General features: G+C 36.7%; 38 protein-coding genes and 1 other RNA gene. 35 read left to right on the top strand and 4 right to left on the bottom strand.

Annotated elements, in window-relative coordinates:
- Positions 1 to 103: 103 nt before the first annotated feature.
- The 35 genes from rpsL (at position 104) to rplQ (ending at position 20,645) form a co-directional block, all read left to right on the top strand.
- Positions 104 to 478 (top strand): 30S ribosomal protein S12, encoded by a 375-nt coding sequence (gene rpsL, locus X927_RS01780; protein ID WP_103076400.1) that lies wholly within the window; start codon positions 104 to 106, stop codon positions 476 to 478.
- A 19-nt stretch (positions 479 to 497) separates the two neighbouring features.
- A complete protein-coding gene (gene rpsG, locus X927_RS01775; protein ID WP_103076399.1) occupies positions 498 to 965 on the top strand; it encodes a 30S ribosomal protein S7 in 468 nt (155 codons plus the stop codon).
- Between the two features lie 25 nt (positions 966 to 990).
- Positions 991 to 3,078 carry an elongation factor G gene (gene fusA / locus X927_RS01770; protein ID WP_103076398.1) on the top strand — a complete coding sequence of 696 codons (2,088 nt, stop codon included), beginning with the start codon at positions 991 to 993 and terminating at the stop codon, positions 3,076 to 3,078.
- Between the two features lie 34 nt (positions 3,079 to 3,112).
- On the top strand, positions 3,113 to 4,312 hold the full coding sequence (tuf, locus tag X927_RS01765; protein WP_103065582.1) for an elongation factor Tu: 1,200 nt from the start codon (positions 3,113 to 3,115) through the stop codon (positions 4,310 to 4,312).
- A gap of 77 nt (positions 4,313 to 4,389) precedes the next feature.
- Positions 4,390 to 4,701 (top strand): 30S ribosomal protein S10, encoded by a 312-nt coding sequence (rpsJ, locus tag X927_RS01760; protein ID WP_103065581.1) that lies wholly within the window; start codon positions 4,390 to 4,392, stop codon positions 4,699 to 4,701.
- A 59-nt stretch (positions 4,702 to 4,760) separates the two neighbouring features.
- Positions 4,761 to 5,402: a 50S ribosomal protein L3 gene (gene rplC / locus X927_RS01755; protein WP_103065580.1), complete on the top strand. Its 642-nt coding sequence runs from the start codon at positions 4,761 to 4,763 to the stop codon at positions 5,400 to 5,402.
- Between the two features lie 16 nt (positions 5,403 to 5,418).
- Positions 5,419 to 6,084 (top strand): 50S ribosomal protein L4, encoded by a 666-nt coding sequence (gene rplD / locus X927_RS01750; protein WP_103065579.1) that lies wholly within the window; start codon positions 5,419 to 5,421, stop codon positions 6,082 to 6,084.
- Positions 6,084 to 6,380, top strand: coding sequence for a 50S ribosomal protein L23 (rplW, locus tag X927_RS01745; protein ID WP_103076397.1), 297 nt, complete (start codon positions 6,084 to 6,086; stop codon positions 6,378 to 6,380). The genes rplD and rplW overlap by 1 nt, the downstream gene beginning before the upstream one ends.
- Positions 6,381 to 6,396: 16 nt before the next feature.
- Entirely contained in the window at positions 6,397 to 7,221 is an 825-nt protein-coding gene (gene rplB / locus X927_RS01740) for a 50S ribosomal protein L2 (RefSeq protein WP_103076396.1), read from the top strand.
- A 93-nt stretch (positions 7,222 to 7,314) separates the two neighbouring features.
- On the top strand, positions 7,315 to 7,608 hold the full coding sequence (gene rpsS / locus X927_RS01735) for a 30S ribosomal protein S19 (RefSeq protein WP_103076395.1): 294 nt from the start codon (positions 7,315 to 7,317) through the stop codon (positions 7,606 to 7,608).
- 12 nt (positions 7,609 to 7,620) lie between these two features.
- Positions 7,621 to 8,067, top strand: coding sequence for a 50S ribosomal protein L22 (gene rplV / locus X927_RS01730; protein WP_103076394.1), 447 nt, complete (start codon positions 7,621 to 7,623; stop codon positions 8,065 to 8,067).
- A 15-nt stretch (positions 8,068 to 8,082) separates the two neighbouring features.
- Entirely contained in the window at positions 8,083 to 8,718 is a 636-nt protein-coding gene (gene rpsC / locus X927_RS01725) for a 30S ribosomal protein S3 (RefSeq protein WP_103076393.1), read from the top strand.
- A gap of 218 nt (positions 8,719 to 8,936) precedes the next feature.
- The gene (rplP, locus tag X927_RS01720; protein WP_103076392.1) at positions 8,937 to 9,362 is read left to right on the top strand and encodes a 50S ribosomal protein L16; all 426 of its coding nucleotides are present in this window, start codon (positions 8,937 to 8,939) and stop codon (positions 9,360 to 9,362) included.
- Positions 9,362 to 9,562, top strand: a complete 201-nt coding sequence (gene rpmC, locus X927_RS01715) for a 50S ribosomal protein L29 (RefSeq protein WP_103066435.1) — start codon at positions 9,362 to 9,364, stop codon at positions 9,560 to 9,562. Before rplP ends, rpmC begins: the two co-directional genes overlap by 1 nt.
- 5 nt (positions 9,563 to 9,567) lie before the next feature.
- Positions 9,568 to 9,900 carry a 30S ribosomal protein S17 gene (gene rpsQ / locus X927_RS01710; RefSeq protein WP_103076391.1) on the top strand — a complete coding sequence of 111 codons (333 nt, stop codon included), beginning with the start codon at positions 9,568 to 9,570 and terminating at the stop codon, positions 9,898 to 9,900.
- Entirely contained in the window at positions 9,881 to 10,249 is a 369-nt protein-coding gene (gene rplN / locus X927_RS01705) for a 50S ribosomal protein L14 (protein WP_103076390.1), read from the top strand. The genes rpsQ and rplN overlap by 20 nt, the downstream gene beginning before the upstream one ends.
- A gap of 9 nt (positions 10,250 to 10,258) precedes the next feature.
- Complete coding sequence (gene rplX / locus X927_RS01700; RefSeq protein ID WP_103076389.1) at positions 10,259 to 10,579, top strand: 50S ribosomal protein L24; 321 nt, start codon at positions 10,259 to 10,261, stop codon at positions 10,577 to 10,579.
- A gap of 68 nt (positions 10,580 to 10,647) precedes the next feature.
- On the top strand, positions 10,648 to 11,205 hold the full coding sequence (rplE, locus tag X927_RS01695; RefSeq protein WP_103076388.1) for a 50S ribosomal protein L5: 558 nt from the start codon (positions 10,648 to 10,650) through the stop codon (positions 11,203 to 11,205).
- Positions 11,206 to 11,221: 16 nt separating this feature from the next.
- Positions 11,222 to 11,407, top strand: a complete 186-nt coding sequence (locus tag X927_RS01690) for a type Z 30S ribosomal protein S14 (protein WP_103076387.1) — start codon at positions 11,222 to 11,224, stop codon at positions 11,405 to 11,407.
- 14 nt (positions 11,408 to 11,421) lie between these two features.
- Positions 11,422 to 11,826, top strand: a complete 405-nt coding sequence (gene rpsH / locus X927_RS01685) for a 30S ribosomal protein S8 (RefSeq protein WP_103076386.1) — start codon at positions 11,422 to 11,424, stop codon at positions 11,824 to 11,826.
- 12 nt (positions 11,827 to 11,838) lie between these two features.
- Positions 11,839 to 12,399: a 50S ribosomal protein L6 gene (gene rplF, locus X927_RS01680; RefSeq protein ID WP_103076385.1), complete on the top strand. Its 561-nt coding sequence runs from the start codon at positions 11,839 to 11,841 to the stop codon at positions 12,397 to 12,399.
- Between the two features lie 30 nt (positions 12,400 to 12,429).
- Positions 12,430 to 12,798, top strand: coding sequence for a 50S ribosomal protein L18 (gene rplR / locus X927_RS01675; protein WP_103076384.1), 369 nt, complete (start codon positions 12,430 to 12,432; stop codon positions 12,796 to 12,798).
- A gap of 16 nt (positions 12,799 to 12,814) precedes the next feature.
- Positions 12,815 to 13,348: a 30S ribosomal protein S5 gene (gene rpsE / locus X927_RS01670; RefSeq protein WP_103076383.1), complete on the top strand. Its 534-nt coding sequence runs from the start codon at positions 12,815 to 12,817 to the stop codon at positions 13,346 to 13,348.
- A gap of 3 nt (positions 13,349 to 13,351) precedes the next feature.
- Positions 13,352 to 13,537, top strand: a complete 186-nt coding sequence (gene rpmD / locus X927_RS01665) for a 50S ribosomal protein L30 (RefSeq protein ID WP_103066425.1) — start codon at positions 13,352 to 13,354, stop codon at positions 13,535 to 13,537.
- Positions 13,538 to 13,569: 32 nt separating this feature from the next.
- Entirely contained in the window at positions 13,570 to 14,025 is a 456-nt protein-coding gene (gene rplO, locus X927_RS01660) for a 50S ribosomal protein L15 (protein WP_103076382.1), read from the top strand.
- A 1-nt stretch (position 14,026) separates the two neighbouring features.
- Positions 14,027 to 15,307, top strand: coding sequence for a preprotein translocase subunit SecY (gene secY, locus X927_RS01655; protein ID WP_103076381.1), 1,281 nt, complete (start codon positions 14,027 to 14,029; stop codon positions 15,305 to 15,307).
- Between the two features lie 7 nt (positions 15,308 to 15,314).
- A complete protein-coding gene (locus tag X927_RS01650) occupies positions 15,315 to 15,959 on the top strand; it encodes an adenylate kinase (protein WP_103076380.1) in 645 nt (214 codons plus the stop codon).
- Positions 15,959 to 16,711, top strand: coding sequence for a type I methionyl aminopeptidase (gene map, locus X927_RS01645; protein WP_103076379.1), 753 nt, complete (start codon positions 15,959 to 15,961; stop codon positions 16,709 to 16,711). Before X927_RS01650 ends, map begins: the two co-directional genes overlap by 1 nt.
- Positions 16,712 to 17,093: 382 nt before the next feature.
- Positions 17,094 to 17,324: a translation initiation factor IF-1 gene (gene infA, locus X927_RS01640; RefSeq protein ID WP_103076378.1), complete on the top strand. Its 231-nt coding sequence runs from the start codon at positions 17,094 to 17,096 to the stop codon at positions 17,322 to 17,324.
- Between the two features lie 48 nt (positions 17,325 to 17,372).
- Complete coding sequence (gene rpmJ / locus X927_RS01635; protein WP_012208593.1) at positions 17,373 to 17,489, top strand: 50S ribosomal protein L36; 117 nt, start codon at positions 17,373 to 17,375, stop codon at positions 17,487 to 17,489.
- Positions 17,490 to 17,559: 70 nt separating this feature from the next.
- Positions 17,560 to 17,925, top strand: a complete 366-nt coding sequence (gene rpsM, locus X927_RS01630; protein ID WP_103076377.1) for a 30S ribosomal protein S13 — start codon at positions 17,560 to 17,562, stop codon at positions 17,923 to 17,925.
- 139 nt (positions 17,926 to 18,064) lie between these two features.
- Entirely contained in the window at positions 18,065 to 18,454 is a 390-nt protein-coding gene (gene rpsK / locus X927_RS01625) for a 30S ribosomal protein S11 (RefSeq protein WP_103076376.1), read from the top strand.
- Between the two features lie 19 nt (positions 18,455 to 18,473).
- Entirely contained in the window at positions 18,474 to 19,109 is a 636-nt protein-coding gene (rpsD, locus tag X927_RS01620) for a 30S ribosomal protein S4 (RefSeq protein WP_103076375.1), read from the top strand.
- A gap of 95 nt (positions 19,110 to 19,204) precedes the next feature.
- Positions 19,205 to 20,269 (top strand): DNA-directed RNA polymerase subunit alpha, encoded by a 1,065-nt coding sequence (locus X927_RS01615; RefSeq protein WP_103076433.1) that lies wholly within the window; start codon positions 19,205 to 19,207, stop codon positions 20,267 to 20,269.
- The gene (gene rplQ, locus X927_RS01610) at positions 20,259 to 20,645 is read left to right on the top strand and encodes a 50S ribosomal protein L17 (protein WP_012208588.1); all 387 of its coding nucleotides are present in this window, start codon (positions 20,259 to 20,261) and stop codon (positions 20,643 to 20,645) included. Before X927_RS01615 ends, rplQ begins: the two co-directional genes overlap by 11 nt.
- A gap of 38 nt (positions 20,646 to 20,683) precedes the next feature.
- Here the strand turns inward: rplQ and rnpB are convergent.
- The 4 genes from rnpB to X927_RS01590 form a co-directional block, all read right to left on the bottom strand.
- Positions 20,684 to 21,014: RNase P RNA component class A (gene rnpB / locus X927_RS01605), an RNA gene on the bottom strand.
- On the bottom strand, positions 21,013 to 21,939 hold the full coding sequence (gene mnmL / locus X927_RS01600; RefSeq protein ID WP_169925090.1) for a tRNA modification radical SAM protein MnmL/YtqA: 927 nt from the start codon (positions 21,937 to 21,939) through the stop codon (positions 21,013 to 21,015). The genes rnpB and mnmL overlap by 2 nt, the downstream gene beginning before the upstream one ends.
- Positions 21,933 to 22,424, bottom strand: a complete 492-nt coding sequence (locus X927_RS01595; RefSeq protein WP_103076373.1) for a hypothetical protein — start codon at positions 22,422 to 22,424, stop codon at positions 21,933 to 21,935. Before X927_RS01595 ends, mnmL begins: the two co-directional genes overlap by 7 nt.
- Positions 22,333 to 23,661: an amidohydrolase gene (locus tag X927_RS01590; RefSeq protein ID WP_103076372.1), complete on the bottom strand. Its 1,329-nt coding sequence runs from the start codon at positions 23,659 to 23,661 to the stop codon at positions 22,333 to 22,335. The genes X927_RS01595 and X927_RS01590 overlap by 92 nt, the downstream gene beginning before the upstream one ends.
- Positions 23,662 to 23,855: the final 194 nt, after the last annotated feature.

Raw genomic sequence — 23,855 nt, 5'->3', positions numbered from 1 at the left:
ATATATATTTTACTAATATAAATTAAAATAAAGCAGAAGGAGGTGAACTCTCATTTTTGAGGGCACTTATTTAGTGGCTTCCCTTGAAATGAGAGAAATCTAAGTGCCAACGATTAATCAATTAATAAGATATGGAAGAAAATCTGTAAAGAAAAAGACCAAATCTCCTGCATTACGAGGTAACCCTCAAAAACGAGGTGTTTGTGTAAGGGTATCAACTATGACCCCGAAAAAACCTAATTCAGCTTTAAGAAAGATTGCAAGGGTTAAACTATCGAATGGAATTGAAGTAACTTGTTATATACCTGGAGAAGGTCATAACCTACAAGAACATTCTAACGTTTTGGTAAGAGGTGGAAGGGTAAAAGATTTACCTGGTGTAAGGTATAAGATAATCAGAGGAGCTTTGGATGCTGCTGGAGTTGAAGGTAGAAAACAAAGTAGAAGTAAATATGGTACCAAAAAACCAAAGGCTTAATAAGGAGGTTCTTTACTGAATGAGAAGAAGAACTGCTGAGAAAAGAAACATAGTTCCAGATCCCGTTTACGGAGATATTTTACTTTCTAAATTTATAAACAGGTTAATGTATGATGGGAAAAAATCTTTAGCTCAAAAAATAGTGTATTCTTCTTTGGAAAGATTGGCTGAAGCAACAAAAGAAGATCCAATAGAGGCTTTTCATAAAGCGATAGATAATGTTAAACCTGTGGTAGAAGTAAGATCAAGAAGGGTTGGGGGTTCAACATATCAAGTACCTTTTGAAGTACCTGAAAACAGAGCCACATCTTTAGCTATAAGATGGATAGTTACTTCTGCACAATCAAAAAAAGGAAGAGATATGATTAGTAAATTATCTCAAGAACTGATAGACGCGTACAACAATACGGGACCTGCCGTAAAAAAGAAAGAAGACGTTCACAGGATGGCTGAAGCGAATAGAGCTTTTGCACATTTCAGATGGTAGTATAGCAGTTTTAGGAGGGATTGTTTTGAAAGAAAGATTATACCCCATAGAAAAAATAAGAAATATAGGAATAGTTGCGCATATAGATGCAGGGAAAACAACTACTACCGAAAGAATTTTGTTTTATGCGGGGACAAAACACAAATTAGGGAATGTTGATGAAGGTACAACTGAAACAGATTGGATGGATCAAGAAAAAGAGAGAGGGATTACCATAACCTCCGCTGCAACGTCCGCCTTTTGGAAGGATCATAGGATAAATATAATTGATACACCAGGCCACGTTGATTTTACGGTTGAGGTGGAAAGATCATTACGTGTTTTAGATGGGGCGGTTGCCGTTTTTGACGCTCAAGTTGGAGTTGAACCACAATCTGAAACTGTTTGGCGGCAAGCTGACAGGTACAGAGTGCCGAGAATTGCTTTTATGAATAAAATGGATAAAATAGGAGCGAATTTTTTTAACGCTATACAAACAATGAAAGATAAGTTGGGTGCGAATCCTGTTGCTTTGCAAGTTCCAATAGGTTCTGAGTCGGATTTTGAAGGTGTAGTTGATTTACTAACTATGGAAGCACTTTATTGGAAAGATGAAAGTGGCCAAACAATCGAAAGAACCAGTATTCCAGATGATTTAATAGATTTTTGTGAATCGAAGAGAGAAGAGTTAATTGCCGCAATTGCGGAGGTTGATGAAGATATAATGGAACTTTATATAGAAGAGGAAGAAATTCCCCTGGCTAAATTAAAAGAAGCGATAAGAAAAGCCACTATTCAAAACAAAATAGTACCTGTTTTTTGTGGAAGTGCTTTTAAAAACAAAGGTATACAACCCGTGTTGGATGGAGTTATCGATTATCTGCCGTCGCCATTAGATATGCCCCCTGTTAAGGCGTTTGATGAAAGGACGGGGGAATATGTAAAAGATATTCATCCTTCCAAAGACGAAGATTTTTTTGCGTTGGCTTTTAAAATAATGGCGGACCCTTTTATTGGTAAGTTGACTTTTGCTAGAGTTTATTCCGGTACTTTAAATAAGGGCAGCTACGTGGTCAATACAACTAAAAATAAGACAGAAAGGGTATCTAGACTTGTTTTTCTCCATGCTGACAAAAGGGAAGAAGTTGATTACATAAGGGCTGGAGACATTGTTGGATTAATTGGCTTAAAGGATACTTCTACAGGGGATACACTCTCAGATAAAGAATGTAATATAGTTCTAGAAAAACTTGAATTCCCAGAACCTGTTATTTCGGTCTCCATAGAACCTGAAACCAAAGATGATGAAGCAAAATTGGGTAAAGCCCTAAATGCATTAACAGAAGAAGACCCAAGTTTAAGAAGCTACGTCGACCACGATACTGGAGAAACCATATTATCTGGAATGGGAGAATTGCACTTAGAAATTATCATTGAGAGAATTAAAAGAGAATACAAGGTGAACGTTAAAGTAGGTCAGCCGCGTGTAGCATATAAAGAAACAATAAAACTTCCAGCCGAAGCTGAAGGTAAATATATAAGGCAAACTGGAGGTCGTGGGCAGTACGGACATGTTAAACTTAGAATTGAACCGCTGCCTTTGAATAGCGAAAAAGAATTCGAATTTGTTGATAAAATAGTGGGAGGAGTCATACCAAAAGAATATATACCAGCCATAGAGAATGGTGTTAAGGAAAGTATGCAAGATGGCGTCTTATTGGGATATCCAATGGTGGCTATTAAAGTGGAAGTTTTTGATGGTTCATACCATGAAGTTGACTCTTCAGAAATGGCCTTTAAAATAGCTGCATCTATGGCTTTTAAAGATGCAGTAAAGAGAGCCAAACCAGTTTTGTTAGAGCCTGTCATGAAAGTGGACGTTACAACTCCTGAAGAATACATGGGAGATATAATTGCCGATTTAAGCTCAAGAAGAGGAAGAGTAGAGAGTTTTGAAAACGTGGGAGGAACGAATACCAGAATAATACATGCCCATGTTCCATTATCAGAATTATTCGGATACGCCACAGTAATGAGATCTCTTTCGCAAGGAAGAGCAACCAGTTCGATTCAATTTTCTCATTATGAGGAGGTTCCGGAGCAAGTAACTCAAAAACTCTTAAGTAGAGAATAAGTTCAATAATAATTTATAAGGAGGAGATAGAACAATGGCTAAAGAGAAGTTTGTTAGGGAAAAGACACACATGAACGTAGGAACTATCGGTCATATTGACCACGGGAAAACAACTTTAACCGCCGCTATATCCAAGGCTTTATCTTACAAAGGCTGGGCAGATTTTACACCTTTTGACATGATAGATAAAGCTCCTGAAGAAAAAGCAAGGGGAATCACCATCAACGTTTCACACATTGAATATCAAACAGAAAAAAGGCATTATGCACATATAGATTGTCCAGGTCATGCGGACTACATAAAAAATATGATAACTGGGGCAGCTCAAATGGATGGAGCTATTTTGGTTGTAGCCGCAACTGATGGTGTTATGCCACAAACAAGGGAACATGTTTTGTTGGCAAGACAGGTTAACGTTCCTGCTATAGCTGTTTTTATAAACAAAGTTGACATGGTTGATGACGAAGAATTAATAGACTTAGTAGAAATGGAAGTTAGAGATCTCCTAAGTAGCTACGAATTTCCTGGAGATGAAGTCCCAGTTGTTAAAGGTTCTGCCCTAAAAGCATTGGAAGAAGACAGCCCAGACGGTCCTTGGACACAAAAGATATACGAACTTCTAGATGCGATTGATAATTACTTTCCAGATCCAGTCAGAGAAACTGATAAGCCTTTCTTAATGCCCATAGAAGATATTTTCAGCATTACTGGAAGGGGAACGGTTGTTACTGGAAGAATCGAAAGAGGTGTTGTTCACACTGGAGATCAAGTTGAAATAGTTGGTTTGAGCTATGAAACAAAAAAGACTGTTGTAACCGGTGTTGAGATGTTTAGAAAGATATTGGATGAAGGTGAAGCTGGAGACAACGTCGGATGTCTTTTAAGAGGTATAGAAAAAGATGAAGTAAAAAGAGGTCAAGTCCTCGCCGCTCCAGGTTCAATTACTCCTCACAAAAAATTCAAGGCTGAGGTATACGTATTGAAAAAGGAAGAGGGAGGAAGACACACACCCTTTACCAAAGGTTACAGACCTCAGTTTTATATTAGAACAGCAGACGTTACAGGAACTCTTGTAGAATTTTCCAGCGGTGCAGAGATGGTAATGCCTGGTGACAATATCAATATGACAGTAGAACTGATTTACCCTGTAGCCCTTGAAGAAGGGATGAGATTCGCTATAAGAGAGGGTGGAAGGACAGTAGGAGCCGGTGTTGTTACAGAAATAATTGAATAATCAATTTGAATGTATTATTGTACGGGGAGCTTCAGCTCCCCTTACTAATGAGTTAAAAGGAGGCTTTTTAAAAAAATATGGCCAATAATAAGTACATAAAAATTAGATTGAAAGGATACGACCATAGATTACTAGATGAATCATCAAAAAAAATTATTGATGCCGTAAAAGATACCGAAGCTAAAGTTTCTGGTCCTATTCCATTACCAAATAAGAGAACTGTATATTCGGTAATAAGATCCCCACACAAATATTCATATTCAATGGAACAATTTGAAAAAGTTGTTCATAAAAGAGTTATATATATCTACAATGCTTCATCAGATACGGTTACTAAACTGTTGAAAGTCAATATTCCAGCAGGAGTATCTGTAGACATAAAGGCTTAATGCCATTGTAAATCTAAAAAAATTAAGACGGATATCATTCGGGCTCTGGAGGTGTGAAAATGAAGAGTATTTTAGGTAAAAAAGTTGCAATGACACGAATTTTTAAAGACGATAAAGCCATCCCGGTGACAGTTATCAAAGCTGGACCATGTGTGGTAGTTCAAAAGAAAACCGTAGAAACAGATGGATATAACGCTATACAGATAGGTTTTGAAGAGATACCGGAAAGAAAAGCAAACAAACCATTGATGGGTCACTTCAAAAAGGCACAAGTGCAACCCATGAGATATTTAAGGGAATTTAGAGTAGACAATGTCGATGATTACGAAATCGGTCAAAAAATTGATGTATCAATTTTTTCTGAAGGAGAAAAGATTGATTTAATAGGTAAATCAAAAGGCCGAGGATACTCAGGAGTTATGAAAAGATGGAACTTTTCAGGGGGAGAGAAAACTCACGGTTCAAAATTTCATAGAGATCTAGGATCAACAGGAAATGCATCCTATCCTTCTAAGGTATTCAAAGGGAAAAAAATGGCTGGTCAATACGGAAATGAAAGGGTAACCATTCAAAACTCAGAGGTAGTTTACATTGATGTACAAAACAATCTAATAGCGGTCAAAGGTGGAGTCCCAGGAGCGAGGGGCGGATTAGTAACAATAAGAGAAGCCGTTAAGGCTAAACGCCCAAAAATGAAGTAAGGAGGTCAATTAAAAAATGTCACAGATAGATGTATACAACATTAAAAATGAAAAAGTGGGAACGTTAGATATTAAAGATGAAATTTTTAATATCGACCCAAATATGGATGTACTATATAGATACGTGGATATGCAATTAACCAACAAAAGGGCAGGTACAGCTTCGACAAAAACTAGAAGTGAAGTCAGGGGAGGAGGCCGAAAACCGTGGCCTCAAAAGCATTTAGGTAGAGCAAGAGCCGGATCAATTAGATCTCCTATTTTCCGACACGGTGGAGTAGCTTTTGGACCAAAACCTAGGGAATTTCACAAAGATCTCAACAAAAAAATGAAAAGATTAGCATTAAAATCTGCATTGAGTGTCAGGTATAGAGAAAATAACTTAATTGTTTTGGATGATGTTAAATTTGAAAAACCTAGAACAAAAGATGTAAAAAATATTTTGACCCAATTTGGTATGGATGGTACAAAGGTCTTATTTTTATTTCCTTATAAGCAAGAACAATACGAAAACTTCAAATTGTCTGCAAGAAATTTACCAAAGGTGAAAGTAATTATTGCTGATAATCCTGGACAAAATAAAAAAAATGTGGATGGTTTGAATGTATTTGATTTAATAAACAATGAGAAAATTGTACTTACCAAAGAAATGGTGAATAAAATCGAGGAGGTGATCGGCTGATGGAGCTTCAAAAAGCGTACGATATTATTACTAGGCCGATCTTAACAGAAAAAACTTATTCTCTCATGCAAGAACGAAAATATACATTTGAAGTTGCGAAAGATGCTACCAAACCAGAAATAAAGGAAGCCATCGAAACAATATTCAAAGTCAAAGTAGAGAAAGTGTACGTAATGAATATGAAGCCGAAACCGAAAAGATTAGGAAGAAGTGAAGGATATACAAGAGGATGGAAAAAAGCAATAGTTAAATTAGGAGAAGGTTACGTAATTAGAGAATTGCAAGGCAGTTTGTAAGAGAGGTGAATAAATAATGGCGTTAAAACAATACAAACCCGTAACACCAACGCGAAGATATATGACGACTTCTGATTTTTCCGAATTATCAAAAGTCAAACCCGAAAAAAGTTTGTTGGAACCTTTGAAAAAAACTGGAGGAAGGAACCATTACGGTCGAGTTACAATGAGGCATCGTGGTGGTGGACATAAAAGAAAATACAGAATAATCGACTTTAAAAGGAATAAAGAGAATATTCCTGCAAAAGTTGCTTCAATAGAATACGACCCCAACAGAAGTGCAAGGATAGCTTTATTGGTATACGCCGATGGGGAAAAAAGGTATATATTATCTCCCAAAGGATTAAAAGTTGGAGAAACTGTAATGAGTGGTGCAAATGCTGAAATCAAAGTTGGCAACTGCTTACCTTTGGAGAACATTCCTTTGGGTACACTTGTGCACAACATAGAATTTGAACCAGGCAGAGGTGGAAAAATAGCAAAATCTGCAGGGACCTATGCTCAGTTAATGGCTAAAGAAGGTAAATATGCACTTTTAAAAATGCCTTCTGGAGAATTGAGAAGGGTTCGTTTGAGTTGTATGGCTACCATCGGTGTAGTAAGCAACGAAGAACACTCCAATGAAGTTTACGGTAAAGCAGGAAAAACTAGATGGTTAGGAAGAAGGCCTAAAGTAAGAGGTATGGTACAAAATCCAGTAGACCATCCAATGGGTGGTGGAGAAGGAAGGAGCAAAGGTCACATTCCTAAATCCCCATGGGGGACCCCTGCTAAAGGATATAAAACAAGAAGAGGAAAAAAACAATCCGATAAATTTATTGTAAGAAGAAGGGTAAAGTAGACACTTTGGATGGGAAACGTGGCAAAGGGACGCTAACAGAAGCTTTAGAGTTTCTAAAGTGTCTAAAACATGAAAAGCAAGGAGGTGCAGTAGGTGGGAAGATCTTTAAAGAAAGGTCCATATGTTCATCCGAGTCTTATTAAAAAAATTAGAGAGATGAACGAAAAGGGTGAAAAAAAAGTCATTAAAACTTGGTCAAGAGCTTCAATGATCCTTCCAGAAATGGTTGGGCACACAATAGCAGTTCATAACGGAATGAAACACATACCGGTTTATATAACTGAACAAATGATCGGTCATAGATTAGGTGAATTTTCTCCAACCAGAAGGTTTGGAGGGCATCCGGACAAAAAAGCGGTTAAAGGAAAGTTAGAAAAGCAAGGTTGAGGAGGGTAGTTTATGGCTACTAATAATGTTTCCAGAGTTCAAGAAGATGGTAGAAAAGTAAAAAGGTCTGTTTATCATAGATTGAGAAAAGAAAAAGAAGCTGCTGAACCAATTGTTGAAGCTAGGGCAGTTACAAAGTATGTAAGAATATCACCAAAAAAAGTTAGATCCATGGCCAACTCAATAAGAAATAAAGATATAAGTGAAGCACTTCAAATACTCACTTTCAGTCCAAAAAAATCAGCACGTATACTATACAAAACTTTGATGTCCGCGATAGCCAACGCCGAGAATAATTTTGGGTTGAACGCTGAAAATCTTTATGTTTCTGAAATAATGGTGAATGAAGGCCCTAGACTAAAAAGACTATGGCCAAGGTCTCATGGAAGAGCAGATATTCTTCAAAAAAGAATGAGCCATATTTATATAACCGTGAGAGACAAAAGTGCCGATAAATAAAGTGAGGTGAATTAAGTGGGATCAAAAGTGCATCCAAACGGCTTCAGGCTTGGAAACAATAAAAATTGGAAATCTGTATGGTTTAACGAAAAGAATTATTCTGATTATTTACATGAAGATGAAAAGATAAGAAATTATCTAAAATCAAATTACGAAGCTGCCGGAATTTCAGATATATTAATTGAAAGACCCAGCGATTCGTTAATAAGAATAGATATCTATGGTGCAAGACTAGGGATTTTGATCGGACGAAAAGGTTCAGAGATAAAAAAAATTAGAGATGATTTGAAAAACATAGTGGGCGATAAAAATGTTAAGGTCTACGCTCAAGAAGTAAAAAATCCTTACGTTGATGCTCAACTCATAGCTGAAGATGTATCGGGTCAACTTCAAAGAAGGGTTTCGCACAAAGTTGCCATGAAAAGAGCTATAAGCAACGCCATGAGAAGAGGCGCTAAAGGCGTGAAAATTATGGTTTCTGGCAGGCTTGGTGGTGCTGAAATAGCAAGAACAGAATGGTATATGGAAGGAAGATTACCTCTTCAAACCTTAAGATCAAACATAGATTACGCTATCGTTCATTCTCAAACTAAATACGGCACCATAGGAATAAAGGTATGGGTCTATCATGGAGATACGATAATTCAATAATGTTTCCAAATGGATGGGCTACCAGATGAAGAGGCAAAGTCTTCTGCTCATCCTAAAAGGTAAGGAGCGGAGTGAAGATATCTTTCCCCATCCTTATGGATGGAGCTACGAAATGAAGGGACAAAATATTGTGTTCTTCCTTAGGGTGGGGAGCGGGGCAAAGGGGCGCTAAAGCATGCTAAAGATCGTAGAAATGGTAAAAAAGGAGGAAATCCTAAATGTTAATGCCTAAAAGAGTGAAATACAGAAAACAACAACGCGGAACAGTCAAAGGAATGACAAAAGGTGCTAGTTTGGTACATTTTGGTGACTGGGGATTAAAAGCGATGGAAAGTTCATGGATAACCGCTCAACAGATAGAAGCATGTAGGTTATCTATGGTTAGAACCTTAAAAAGAACAGGAAATATTTGGATTAACGTTTTTCCAGATAAACCAGTAACTTCCAAAGGTATTGGAACAAGGCAAGGAAAAGGTAAAGGTGATGTAGAAGGTTGGGTAGCGGTTGTAAAGAAGGGAAGGGTAATGTTTGAGATAGGTGGAGTCGATGAAGCAACTGCCAAAAGGGCCTTAGAGTATGCCGCCTCCAAGCTACCGATAAGGACTAAGATAGTTCAAAGATATGAAATAGGAGGGGAGCTCTGATGAGAATAACTGAGATGAGAGAATTAACAGACGAAGAGCTCAATGAAGAATTAAACAATTTAAAGGAAAAATTATTTCAATTGAGGTTTCAACTTGAACTTGGACAACTAAAAAATTCTTCAAGTATCAAGCAAGTAAAGAAAGATATAGCTCGAATAAAGACCATCCTCAAAGAAAGGGAACTCGGAATAAGGAGGTAAATTTCATGTCTAAAAAGATAATAACGGGAAAAGTTGTCAGCAATGCGATGGACAAAACGATAACGGTAGAAACAGACAGACTTACCAAACATCCCAAATACCACAAATTTGTTAAAAAAACCAGAAGATACCATGCACATGACGAAAATAACGAATGTGAGATCGGTGATATTGTTGAAATAGAAGAATCTAGAAAGCTTTCCAAAACAAAGGCTTTTGTTTTAAAAAGAATTGTGAGAAAAAATATTTTATCGGAAGAAGTTGAAACACCCGAGTCAGTTGAAGAAGAAGTACAAGAAGCCTTTGGAGGTGAGGTTGATGGTACAACTAGAGAGTAAAGTTAGAGTCGCTGATAACTCTGGAGCAAAAGTTTTAAGAGTTATTAAAGTACTCGGAGGATTTCATAAATCAAAAGGAACCGTTGGAGACACCGTTGTTTGCTCCGTTAGGGAAGCCATACCTCACACAGATTTGAAAAAAGGTCAAGTAGTTCAAGCCGTTATTGTCAGAACGAAAAAAGAGATAAAAAGGAAAGATGGAACCTATATTAGATTTGATGACAATGCTGCAGTACTAGTTGATAAAAATAAATTACCTTTAGGGACGAGGGTTTTTGGCCCAGTAGCCAGAGAAGTGCGGGAAAAAGGCTATGCGAAAATAGCATCGTTAGCAAAAGAAGTTTGGTGAGGTGAAAATATGTATAAAATAAAAAGAGATGACACTGTAATAGTAATTTCTGGAAAAGATAAAGGAAAAAGAAGCAAAGTTTTAAGGGTTATACCAAAGGATAAAAAAGTTATTGTAGATAATGTAAACGTCGTCAAGAAACATCAAAGGCCCACTCAAAAGATGAGGGAAGGGGGAATTATCGAGCAACCCAGTCCTATTGATATTTCAAACGTTATGTTAGTTTGTCCAAATTGTGATCAAAAAACAAGAGTGGGATTTAAATTTCTTGAAGATGGAAGTAAAGTAAGATATTGCAAAAAATGTGGTGAAATAGTAGAGAAGTCTTAATTCATTCAAATTTTGAAAACTTGTAAAAATCAAGTAGGTAAGGTAAGAAGCAAAAAGGAGGACTATCAATGGAGAAAGTTCAGTATATACCTCTGAAAGACAGGTACAAAGAAGTAGTAATTCCCTCTATGATGAAAGAATTTAACTACAAAAACGAATTACAAGTCCCAAAACTTGTGAAGATAGTTGTTAATATGGGAGTTGGAGAAGGCTCTAGGAACAGAGCTGTTGTTGAAAAACATGCTCAAGAGTTAACAAAGATAGTCGGGCAAAAAGCCTTAATAACCAGGGCAAAGAAAAGTGTTGCCAATTTTAAGGTTAGAGAAGGGATGCCAATAGGGGTAAAAGTAACTTTGAGAGGATGGAAAATGTATAATTTCTTGTATAAATTAAACCATGTTGTATTACCAAAATTGAGGGACTTTAGAGGATTACCATCCGATTCTTTCGATGGAAGAGGTAATTATACCTTTGGAATTCCCGAACAACTAATTTTTCCAGAAATTAGGCCTGATGACATAAATAGAGTTCAAGGTATGGATATAACAATCGTTACCACAGCAAAAACTGATGAAGAAGCCAGGAAATTACTAGAATATTTTGGTTTCCCGTTACAAAAAAAATAAATGGAGGGTGTGAGTAATGGCAAAAAAGGCACTTATAGAAAAATCTAAAAGAACTCCAAAGTATAAAACAAGAGAGTACTCACGATGTAAAGTATGTGGTAGACCAAGAGCTGTTTATAGAGAATTTGGTTTATGTAGGATATGTTTCAGAGAAAAAGCTCTAGAAGGTAAACTTCCTGGAGTTAAGAAGGCTAGCTGGTAAGGAGGGAAAAACGAATGTGGAGCGATCCGGTAGCTGATATGCTAACCAGAATAAGGAATGCCAATTCGGTGTTCAAAGAAAGTGTTGAAATACCCGCTTCGAACTTAAAAAGAGACATTTTAGAAATAATGAAAAAAGAAGGATTTATCAATGATTATAAATTTATAGACGATGGTAAGCAAGGAATACTCAAAGTCTATCTAAAGTACAAAGGTACTAGAAGAGACAAAAAACCTATAATGGAAGGAATCATAAAGGTTTCAAAAAGCGGAAGAAGAGTATATGTTAATACCCGTAACATACCAAAAGTCAAAGGTGGATTAGGTATAGCTATACTCTCAACGTCCTTAGGAGTAATGACCGATAAAGAAGCGAGAGATAAAAAAGTTGGTGGAGAAGTAATCTGTTATGTATGGTGAGGAGGTGCCTAGATGCCACAATCGAGAATAGCTGATAAACCAACAATTATTCCTGATGGTGTAGAATTATCTGTGGATGGACAAACAATAAAAATCAAAGGTAAAAACGGTGAATTAAGTCTAAATTTACCCGAATATTTAGAAATTAATAGAGATAACAACGAATTAATGATTAAGTCAAAAGAAGGCGTGGTTAAAAGAAGTTCCGACGAAAAACGATTAAAAGCGCTCAGAGGCACGTTCACATCTCATGTGAGAAACATGATTAAAGGTGTAACTGAAGGATACCAAAAAGAATTGGAGATTACTGGTATTGGGTACAGAGCGCAACTTCAAGGGAAAAATTTAGTCTTGAATATTGGTTATTCAAAGCCGGTAGAATTTCCGGTGCCTGAAGGAATAACAATAGAGGTTCCACAACCCACACGAGTGGTGGTTAAAGGTATAGATAAATACAAAGTTGGAGAAGTCGCTGCAAGAATAAGAAGTTTGAGAAAAGTTAACGTATACAGCGGTAAAGGTATAAAATACGTTGGAGAAAGTGTTTTAAGAAAAGAAGGAAAGAAAGTTTAAAACATTTCCGCAAAGGAGGTCCCTTTTAAATTGATAAAACAATTAGACAAAAAAGCCCTTAGACGAAAAAGGCATTTAAGAGTGAGAAAAAACGTTAGAGGAACACCAGAAAAACCAAGACTAACAGTCTTTAAAAGTCAAAAGCATATATACGCTCAAATAATAGACGATACCAAAGGTGTCACATTGGTGTCTGCTTCAACAACCCAAAAACAATTGAAAGAAAAATTAGAAAAAACATGGGATGAAAACGCTGCAAAAGAAGTAGGGAAACTTATAGCTGAAAAAGCAAAAGAAAAAGGTATAACAGAAATAGTTTTTGATAGAAGCGGTTACAAATACCATGGAAAAGTAAAAGCTCTTGCTGAAGCAGCAAGAGAAACGGGCTTAAAGTTTTAGGAGGTGTTGGTAATTTATGCCGAGCGATCAGAAAGTAAAAGCTACTGATGCTGCAAATGAATTAGAAGAAAGAGTAATTGAAATTCGAAGGGTCAGTAAAGTAACTAAAGGTGGAAAAACTATTTCATTTCGAGCTGTTTCAGTAGTAGGTAATAGAAATGGAAAAGTAGGATTAGGAGTTGGGAATGCCCGGGAAGTTCCACAAGCCATCAGAAAATCAATTGAAAATGCAAAGAATAATATAATAGAAGTCCCCGTTAGAAATGGAACCATTCCTTACGAAACAATCGGTGAACAAGATGCTTCCACCGTATTACTGTTCCCAGCAGGGCCAGGTACCGGTGTTATAGCTAGTTCAGCTGTAAGAGCCGTTGTTGAATTAGCAGGAATAGATAATATTCTAAGTAAATCCATTAGTTCAACGAACGTATTAAATTTAGCTAAAGCCACTTACAATGGATTAAAAAAGCTAAGATCTCCTCAAGAAATTGCAAAGTTGAGAGATTTAACTGTAAAACAAGTATTTTTTGGTGCACACGAGGGGGTATGAGCGATGTCAAGCCTAAAAATAAAATTAGTAAGAGGAAGAGCAGGGAAGAACAAAAGACAATTAGCTACTCTCGATGCTTTAGATTTAACTAGAAAAGATAAAGTAGTAATAAAACCTGACAATCCTCAAATTAGAGGAATGATAAGGACTGTACATCACTTAGTTGAGTGGGAAGAAATCGATTCTTAATTAAACAAACTGTAAATAAGGAGGCTATATACATGCCACTTAAAATTGAAGATCTAAAACCTACACCAGGATCAAGAAAACCCAAAAAAAGGTTAGGAAGAGGAATTGGCTCAGGATTAGGAAAAACATCCGGAAAAGGGCACAAAGGTCAAAAGGCTAGAGGAAGTGGTAAAATCGGTAAAGCCTTTGAAGGTGGACAAACAAACATTATTAGAAGGACTCCAAAATTTGGATTTTCTAATAAACCATTCAAAAAAGTATATTCTGTTGTAAACGTAGAAACATTAGAAAAGTATTTCTCAGAAAATGAAGAAGTAACTCCAGATATACTTCTAGAAAGGAAAGTAATAAAAAAATTGAACGATGGAGTAAAAATATTAGGAAAAGGAGAAATATCAAAACCTCTTGTTGTCAAAGCTAACTTTTTCTCTCAAACTGCTAGAGAGAAAATTGAAGCTGTTGGCGGGAAAATAGAGGTGATTGAATAACATGTTCAAAGCCTTTAGGAACGTTTTTAGGATTCCTGAATTAAGGGATAGGGTTATATTCACCTTTTTAGCGTTGATAGGGTTTAGGATAGGTATTTACATCCCCATTCCGGGAATAAATATTGAGGCATGGCAATCTGCTTTAAGTGGAGCAGCCCAAGGAGCGGTTGGAGGATTCATCGGTTTTTTTGACGTTTTTGCTGGGGGAGCATTAAGCAATTTATCTATATTTGTTCTCTCAGTAACACCCTATATTACAGCTTCGATCATTTTTCAACTTCTCTCTTCTATAATACCTAGTTTAAAAGAAATGTTGAGAGAAGGTGAAAGTGGGAGAAAAAAATTCGCTCATTACACCAGGATGTTAACGTTAGTGTTAGCTTTTGGGCAAGGATTATTAATGTCCATAGCTGCCAACAATTACAGATCCCCCAACCTATCACCAGTCCTCTTTGTAACTTTAGCAACCGTTTCTATAGCAGCAGGAACGATGTTTTTACTATGGATAGGTGAATTAATCACCGAAAAAGGAATAGGAAACGGAGTATCTGTTTTAATATTTGCAGGTATAGTATCGAGGTATCCTACATATGCAGCAGAAGCTCTCATAGGTTTAACTCCGTTAGAATGGATACTCTTAGCGGCTGTTGCCATATTTATAGTAATAGCCGTGGTAGCGGTTCAAACCTCTGAAAGAAGAATTAATATTCAGTATGCAAAAAGAGTGGTCGGCACCAAAATTTATGGAGGTTCCTCAACATATTTACCTATTAAGGTAAACGGTGGAGGGGTAATTCCAATAATCTTTGCTTCGGCTATCATGACTCTACCCAGTATGATTGCTGGAGTGACAAACACGACGGTAGACGATAGACTATTCGCCATAGGTGCTCCACTTTACCTTGTGTTGTATGGTTTGTTGGTTTTCTTTTTTACATACTTCTACAGTTCTGTTGTTATGGATCCAAACGATGTAGCTGATAATATAAGAAATTATGGTGGGTTCATACCAGGTTTAAGACCAGGAAAGCCGACTGTTAATTACATTACTTCAGTTATGACCAGAGTAACGTTCATAGGAGCTATCTTTTTGGTTGTAATCGCTTTGGTTCCCTACTTTATCAGAGGTGCTTCAGGGATGCAGCAAATCTGGATAGGTGGTACCAGTACCCTAATAGCAGTAGGAGTTGCTTTAGACATAGTTCAACAGATGGAGCAACACATGATAGTTAGACAGTATGAAGGTTTTATGAAAAAAGGAAGGCTACGAGGAAGGAGATGAATTTTCATTGAGACTTTTATTTTTCGGACCCCCTGGTGCAGGTAAAGGAACCCAAGCAAAAAGGGTAGCCAAGGAGTTTGATGTTGTACATATATCCACCGGAGATATTTTAAGAGACGCTGTTAGCAAAGGTACAGAATTAGGTAAAAAGGCTAAAGCAATTATGGATCGTGGTGAATTAGTTTCAGATGAAATAATGAATAGTTTGGTAAAAGAAAAATTGGAAGAATTAGATTCTTTTATTCTTGATGGTTATCCTAGAACTTTAGATCAAGCAAAATTTTTGGATCAAGCAACAAAAGAGTTAAAAAAAGAAATAGATGCGGCAGTACTAATCGACGTTTCCGAAGAGGAAATAGTAAAAAGGATAAGTAATAGAAGGGTCTGCCCAAACTGTGGAAAAGTATATAATTTAATTACACTTAAACCAAAAGAAGACGAAAAATGTGATGTATGTGGTACAAAATTAATTCAAAGAGACGATGACAAAGAAGAAGTAGTCAGAGAAAGGTATAAAGTATATAAGAAAAATACCGAGCCCGTAATAGAATATTATAGAAAAAATAACAAAATAATTACAATAGACGGTGTCCAAAATATTGAAGACGTTACAAAAGAATTGTTTAATATACTAAGGAGTTTTAATAAATAATGATAATAATTAAGACTGATCAAGAAATAGAAATGATGAGACGGGCTGGAAAAAAGCTTGCCCGTCTTCTTGACGCTTTACTTCCAGAAATAGTAAAAGAAGGCGTTAACGGAGAAAGTATTGAAAAATATGTTTTAGAATACATGGAAAAGGAAGATGCTATACCCACCTTCAAAGGATATAACGGTTACAAATATGCGATCAACTTTTCTGTAAATGAAGAAGTTGTTCATGGATTTCCATTGAGAAGTAAAGTTTTAAAAAATGGCGATGTTGTATCCGTAGATTGTGGTTTAACCTACAAAGGGTACATAGCAGATTCCGCCAGAACCTACATAATAGGACAAGTTTCTGAAAGGGAAAAAGAATTGGTTGAAGCGACCAAAGAATCTTTGTACATGGGTATAAAAAAAGCTGTTGTTGGTAATACCATTAGTGACATTGGACACGAAGTTCAAACTTACATTGAAAGTAAAGGTTTTTCTGTAATAAGGGAATACGTAGGTCACGGCGTAGGAAGGAAATTACATGAAGATCCTCAAATTCCAAATTATGGAAGACGGGGTAGAGGTCCAAAAATAAGAAAAAACATGACCCTCGCAATAGAACCGATGGTATCTATGGGCAGTTACGAAGTAGATATTTTAGAAGACGGTTGGACAGCGGTAACCAGGGATAGATCAAAAGCCGCACATTTTGAGCATACAATTGCCGTGACAGAAAATGGTCCAGAAATACTAACACAACTATGATTTAAGGGTTTATTTTTGTGGTCAACAGGGAGAATCCTTACTTTATCCCTTTTATCCTTGTGGGTGGGCTGTGGGCGAAGGGGCGCAAATAATGACTAAGCGCAGCTTACATAAAAAGTTCTAAAAATCATTATCCAAAATTAAGTATCTGGTTTTAAAAAGGTTACAGGGCGAAGCCCTCCATACCCTTTTCCTAAGGGTGGGATCCCGTCTTCAAAAAGGGATAAAGATTCTTTTATCCTTATGAGTAAGTTGAGGGGTCTAAGAAGGGACCGCAGGTCCCCCTTCCACATGGGTGGGGAGCGGGGGAAGGGCGCTAAATCGTACTTTACAGTTACGGTTTCTAATGACAGTAAAAATCCCTGAAAAAGGAGGGATTGTATTGGCTAAAAAAGACGTCGTTGTTATGCAAGGATATATAATTGAAGCTTTACCTAACGCTACTTTTAAAGTTAAATTAGATAATGGGCATGAAATATTAGCCCACATTTCTGGGCGAATGAGAAAGAATTTTATAAAAATACTTCCAGGAGACCGAGTTACTGTGGAAGTCTCCGTTTACGATTTAAGCAAAGGAAGAATAGTGAAAAGAGAAAAAGTCAACAAGAATTAAAAAATAGATCTCTACAGAGGGCAAGAATCAAAAAGGAGGAAATAAATTATGAAGGTCAGGGCTTCTGTAAAAAAACGATGTGAGCACTGTAAAATAGTAAAAAGAGGCGGAAAAGTTTGGGTTGTATGTTCAAAAAATCCAAAGCACAAACAAAGACAAGGATAATACCATAAAAGTATAATAACATAAAAGTATAATAACATAATAAGAATTTCTTTATGAGGAGGACAAAAGGATGGCGCGTATTTTAGGTGTTGAAGTACCAGATAATAAAGCGTTATTTGTAGGATTAACATATATTTATGGAATAGGTAGAAAAACAGCACTTGATATATTAAATAACTTAGAAATAGACCCTAACAAAAGAGCAAAAGAACTAACAGACGATGAAATTTCAAAGTTAACTCACTACATAAACGAAAATTATAAAGTTGAAGGTGAACTAAGGCAAGAGGTTAATAAAAATATCAGACGTTTGATAGACATTGGTAGTTACAGGGGGAAAAGACATAAAGCGGGGTTACCTGTAAGAGGTCAGAAAACCCACTCCAACGCAAGAACCAGAAAGGGACCAAGACTAACCAAGATCAAAAAAAGATAAAGCTAACTGAGCTTCTCATCATCCTTAAGGCTAAGTTGTGGGGTTTAAGGGACCGCAGGTCCCTCTTCCACATGGGTGGGGAGCGGGGCGAAGGAGCGCTAACACATAAAATCAAGTTTTTAAGGAGGCTTTTAAATAAATGGCAAAAAAAGGAGTAAAGCAAAGAACCAAAAAAAAGAAAGCTGCTCCCGAAAAAGCAGCTGTACACATTCATTCAACCTTCAACAACACAATCGTTACATTAACAGATACTGAAGGTAGGCCAATAATATGGTCTAGTGGCGGAAATGTTGGATTTAAAGGAGCCAAAAAAGGGACTCCATTCTCAGCTCAAATGGCCTCAGATAAAGTTGCAAAAGAAGCTCTAAATCTGGGGGTAAAAAGGGTCGATGTATATGTTAAAGGGCCAGGTTCTGGAAGAGAATCCGCTATTAGGGCTTTACAGGCTGCAGGTCTAAATGTAGAAAGTATAAAAGATGTCACCCCTATACCTCACAACGGTTGTAGGCCAAAAAAGAAAAGATTCTAATTAAGGAGGGAAAGAATTAATGGCGAGGTACATAGGACCACTAGAAAAATTATCTCGACGCGAAGGAATAAACCTTTATTTAAAAGGGAAAAGAAGCTACACTGAGAAATCAGCCCTTAGAAAAAGAAATTACATTCCGGGACAACACGGAAGACAAAAACAAAAATTGACTCAATACGCTATGCAATTAAGATCAAAACAAGCCTTAAAAAGAATGTACGGCTTAATGGAGAAACAATTCAGAAACACTTTTGAAGAAGCAGAAAGATCCCCAAGCGGAGAAACTGGAGAAGTTTTGATGCAACTCTTAGAAAGAAGGCTAGATTCTGTAGTTTATCAAATGGGTTTCGCACCAAACAGAAGAACGGCAAGGCAAATAGTAACTCATGGACATATATTAGTTAACGGAAAAAAAGTGAATATTCCATCTTACAGAGTTAAAGTAGGGGATGTAATAGAAGTTAAAGAAAAGAGTCGCAACATACAACAAGTACGAGAAGGATTAGAATTAGTGCAAGAAGGATATAGAAATATTCCCAATTGGGTAAACGTGGAAATTGAAAATTATAGAGGAACTTTTGAAAGGCTACCAAATATTGATGAAATGGATGTTCCTGTACCTTTAATTAACATCATAGAGCTTTACTCTAAGTAAAAAGTATTATTTATTTGAAACACAAAATATCACCTCGCTCATAAGGGGCAGGAAAGGAGGTGTGCTCTGATTCCCCAATAAGGATCAGAGAAAATATGGAGATATTAATAAAACCTGAAAAATTTAGGATAGTTGAAAAGGAAGAGCAAGATGAATATAACTACTCAAAATACGAATTGTTTCCTCTGGAAAAAGGATATGCTATAACTTTAGGTAATGCTTTAAGAAGGGTGTTGTTATCGTCCATTCCATCTTTGGCTATAACCGGGTTACGTATCCCAGGAAAATTACATGAATACGACACAATAGAGGGTATAAAAGAAGACATCATTGAAATAACTTTAAACTTAAAAAAGGTTCAATTAAAGGTTGACGACATTGAAAGTCTCAACGAGATAGATTACCCAATTTTATTAAGCTTGAGGAAGAAATACAAAGCAGGTCAAGTCATAAAAAGTGGGGACATAAAAACTCCGGCAGGAGTAGAAATAGCCAACCCAAATTTTGTTATAGCCCATGTAAATAAAGATATGGAAGTAGACTTTGAATTGTACGCTCAAGCAGGGAAAGGTTTCATTCCTGCCCAAGAATTGACATTTCAAAGTGACATCGAATATATATTCATCGATGGAGTGTTCAGTCCCGTTCTTAAAGTTAACTATTTAACCGAAAATATCCGTGTGGGAAGAAGAACTGACTACGATAAGCTAATACTTGAAATTTGGACGAAAAAAAACATAACACCCACCGAAGCATTAAAAGAAGCAACAAAAATTTTAATGGAACATTTTGATTTCATTTCCAAACTTTGGGAAAAAGAAGGAGAAGAGGGCGCTATAGAACAAATGGAAGTTTCAGTTGAAAGAGAGGAAGAAGAAGAGGAAGAAGCGGAAGAAAATATTTTTGGGTTGCCAAAAGATTTAGTGGAAACTCAGATTGATTCTTTGGATTTAACGAAAAGAGCTAAAAACTGTTTAAAAAGAGAAAAAATAGACACCATTGGAGAACTATTAAAAAGAAGACCTGCTGACCTTCTTAAAATCAAAAACTTTGGAAGAAAATCTTTAGACGAGATAAAAAAAGAGCTAAGTGAGAAATTTGATATAGATTACGAAAAATTACACCAAGAAGAAAGGGGGAACACCTTCGATGAGGCATAGAGTCAAAACTAAAAAATTAAATAGATATGCTTCCCATAGAAAAGCGTTGTTGAATAATTTGGCTAGAAGTGTATTTGAATCTGAAAGTATAATCACTACTACCGCAAAAGCAAAAGCCGTAAGGCCCCTTGTTGAAAGAATAATCACCAAAGCCAAGGAAGCTAATTCGACTGATCTCCCAGAAAGGAGAGTAGCTTTAAACAGGGATATAAACAAACACTTCAACGACAGAAAACTAGTCTACAAAATAGTACATGAGATCGCACCCCGATACGAAAATAGAAACGGTGGTTACACAAGAATATTAAAAATCGGTTATAGAAAAGGTGACGCTTCAGAATTATCTATACTCCAATTACTCCCAAAAGAAGAATAACTTAAACAATGACGCCCAGAACGGGCGTCATTGTTTAATATATCAGTAGGACTATAAGCCGGATTCTGTCAAGTTGACCATTAATCTACGCGGTCTACCCAGAAGGCGGACACTCAAGTCTCTCGGCGGGCAAACCTCTGGCCTTCTTGCTTGACCTTGCTCAAGATAGAGGTTACCAAGCTGTCAGATCGCTCTGACACTGGTGAGCTCTTACCTCACCGTTCCACCCTTGCCTTTCGGCGGTCTTCTTTTCTATGGCCCTATTCAGGGATCACTCCCTCTGGTTGTTAACCAGTATCTTGCCCTTAGAGTCCGGACTTTCCTCAAAATAGGCCAAGTATGCCTACTCGCGATCAACCGTCCTACTTCAATTATTCAAATAGTTAAAATATTTTCCCTGATAGGAACCCCTCTCTCTCATCGTATCTTCAATTAAGTTTAAAATCTTTATTTTAGAAATTCCCCAATTTCCATGTAACGTTCCGGTTTTTGGAGGATCGGCAACAAGCCTATGAATCACGACCTGTGGATCCAAGTATTCCAAGAAAGTAATTACCCTTTCTACAAAATCATCCAGCGTCAAAGGTACAAATTCTCCACTTCTATACAAATCGGCAAGTTTTGTATTCTCAACGATATACAAAGAATGCAATTTTACACCGTCAACCTTCAAGGCGGAACTAACCTTAGCCATCTCTTTCACATCTTCTAATGTATCACAAGGAAAATCTATTATATAATGCAGGATAACCTCTAATCCAGCTTTTTTTAACCTATTTACAGAATCTATAACTTCTGCTAAAGAATGCCCTCTGTTCATATACTTTAACGTATTGGGGTTAATACTCTCAACACCGAGCTCAACGTAAACATCAACTCTATCTTTAAAAGTTTTTAAAAGCGCTATTACCTCATCTGGGACACAATCCGGGCGGGTTGATACATCTAAACCTACTATTCTATCGTCTATTAAACTACTTTCATACTTTTGTTTCAATTCATCAACAGGGGCGTAAGTATTAGTGTTTGCTTGAAAATAGGCAAGGAATTTATTAGCTTTTTTCTCGTATCTATTAATCATTTCCTTAACCTGTTCTTCAATACTTACCTTAGGCTTAAAAGCTGCAAAACCGCTACCTGTTAAATCGCAATAAATACATCCACCCTTACCTCTTTCTCCTGTTTTGTTTGGGCAAGTGAATCCAGCGTTGATTGGTAACCTTTGCACCCTCTCACCGTATCTATTCTTAAAATACTCACTTAACCTATTATACAAATCCAACAAAATCACCATCGATTCAATTGAAGTTTCAAGTCGTTTATGACGCTTCTTTTTGGGCCATAAACAACAAAAAATAGGTTATTTACTCCCCTATACCATGCACTGATTTGCATCTTCATATATTCATCGTTGTACTCACCGTATATAAAGGGAATAGCCGAAAAACTAGCGGCTAAGCCATCGGAATAATCACTCACAAAGGTATACCAAAAATTCAACAAAGTGAACGGATTATCGAAATGAACAACGTGAACTTCGTACAAACCACCATTCTTTTTGAAGTTCATCTCCAAATGTTCGCCAGTGTCTGGGACCGTTGTGTTTATTATAGTCCCGTTTCTAGTGACTATCCTACTTATCTCCTCATAGCCTGTAGGAGAAAACTCTATGTAATCATCGATGGGTTTAGATATCCCTATCGTCGTTATAGCTATCAGAATGATCGCTATTATTGTACTTATCTTCGATTCTTTGGTAAAATTTATGGAATTTCTCATATATTTGCTCCTTTTCTTCTTTTAAAGTTAAAAATTCTCCATCGTAGTACAAGAATTTGCCTGCTACCATCGTTGCAAAAACGTTCTTAGGATTTGCAGAATAAACTATATGAGACTTTAACCTTGACAAATCATTAGGGAAAAACTCAAAAGAATCCATATCTAAAACAATCAAATCTGCTTTGAACTCAGGTTCTAACCTTCCAATGTTTGTTTCTAAGGCAAAACCTCCGTTTTCCCAGCTCATCCTTAAAATCTGTTCGACTGAAAATCTATCGGGACCGTACTTGAATTTCTGCAATATACCTCCAAACTTCATCTCGTTGAAAAAATTCAAAGAGTTGTTGCTTGCACAACCATCCGTACCAAAAGTTATGTTTATATTTTTATCGAACATATCCACTATGGGGGCTATCCCATTGCCCAACTTCATATTACTAATCGGGTTATAAGCCACATTCACTTCTTTCCTTGAAAGAACCTCTATATCTTTTTCATCCACATGGACACAGTGTGCCGCTATCGTAGGAAGATCGAACAAACCCGTATTTTCAACATCTAAAAGATTGTACTGATTTCTTTCATTTGCTGATTCTAACAAATGAATCTGAATGTGAGTGTTGTACTTTTTCGCGATCTCAGCTACTTCTTGCAATTTATCCATTGGAACGGTGTAAGGGGCATGAGGCCCAAAGCCTATATAAATTCTATTGTCTAAGCCATTGTATTTTTCATACGTTTCGATATTTTCTTTTATCCTTCTATTCCAACCCTCATCTGTATCAAAAGAGAGCCCTCTTGATATGTATGCCCTAATTCCTAAATCGTATGAAGCTTTAGCTATCTCATCAGTAAACATATACATATCAACAAAAGTTGTTATTCCGTTGGAAATCATTTCTAACATAGAAACTAAGGCACCGTAGTAAGCCATTTCACTTTCCAAAAAATCCTCTCTTGGCAGCATCTCTTTGAACAACCAATCGTTAAGCGATAAATCATCGGCTATACCTCTAAAATAAGACATTACTGAATGGCTATGGGTGTTAATAAATCCAGGGACGATCAGCTTACCAGTTAGATCGTACTCGTCCACATCTCCCAAATCCATCTCGGTTGAATCACCTGGTGCAAGTAAATCTTCGATCTCATCACCGTCTATTAATATATCAAATTTTTCTACATCATCATCAGCACTTATCAAAACATACGCATTCTTCAAAAGCTTTTTAGACATATCTACAACTCCTTTGGTTGTTTTCAATGAATATTATACTGTGAACTACCATTGAGCTAAAGATTCAATAGCTTCCTAATTCATCAACCATTGCGGAAAAACACCCTAGAAGGGATCTAAGGATGCCCGTCTTACACAGTCTCCAAAGGCTTTACTTCCCCCAGTTCCTGGGGTAGAGTCAGTTTATACAGTGA

This window comes from Petrotoga mexicana DSM 14811, assembly GCF_002895565.1.
Classification (GTDB): Bacteria; Thermotogota; Thermotogae; order Petrotogales; family Petrotogaceae; genus Petrotoga; species Petrotoga mexicana.
Note: the sequence above shows the minus strand (reverse complement) of the source record. Positions and strands in the feature narration are given on the sequence as shown.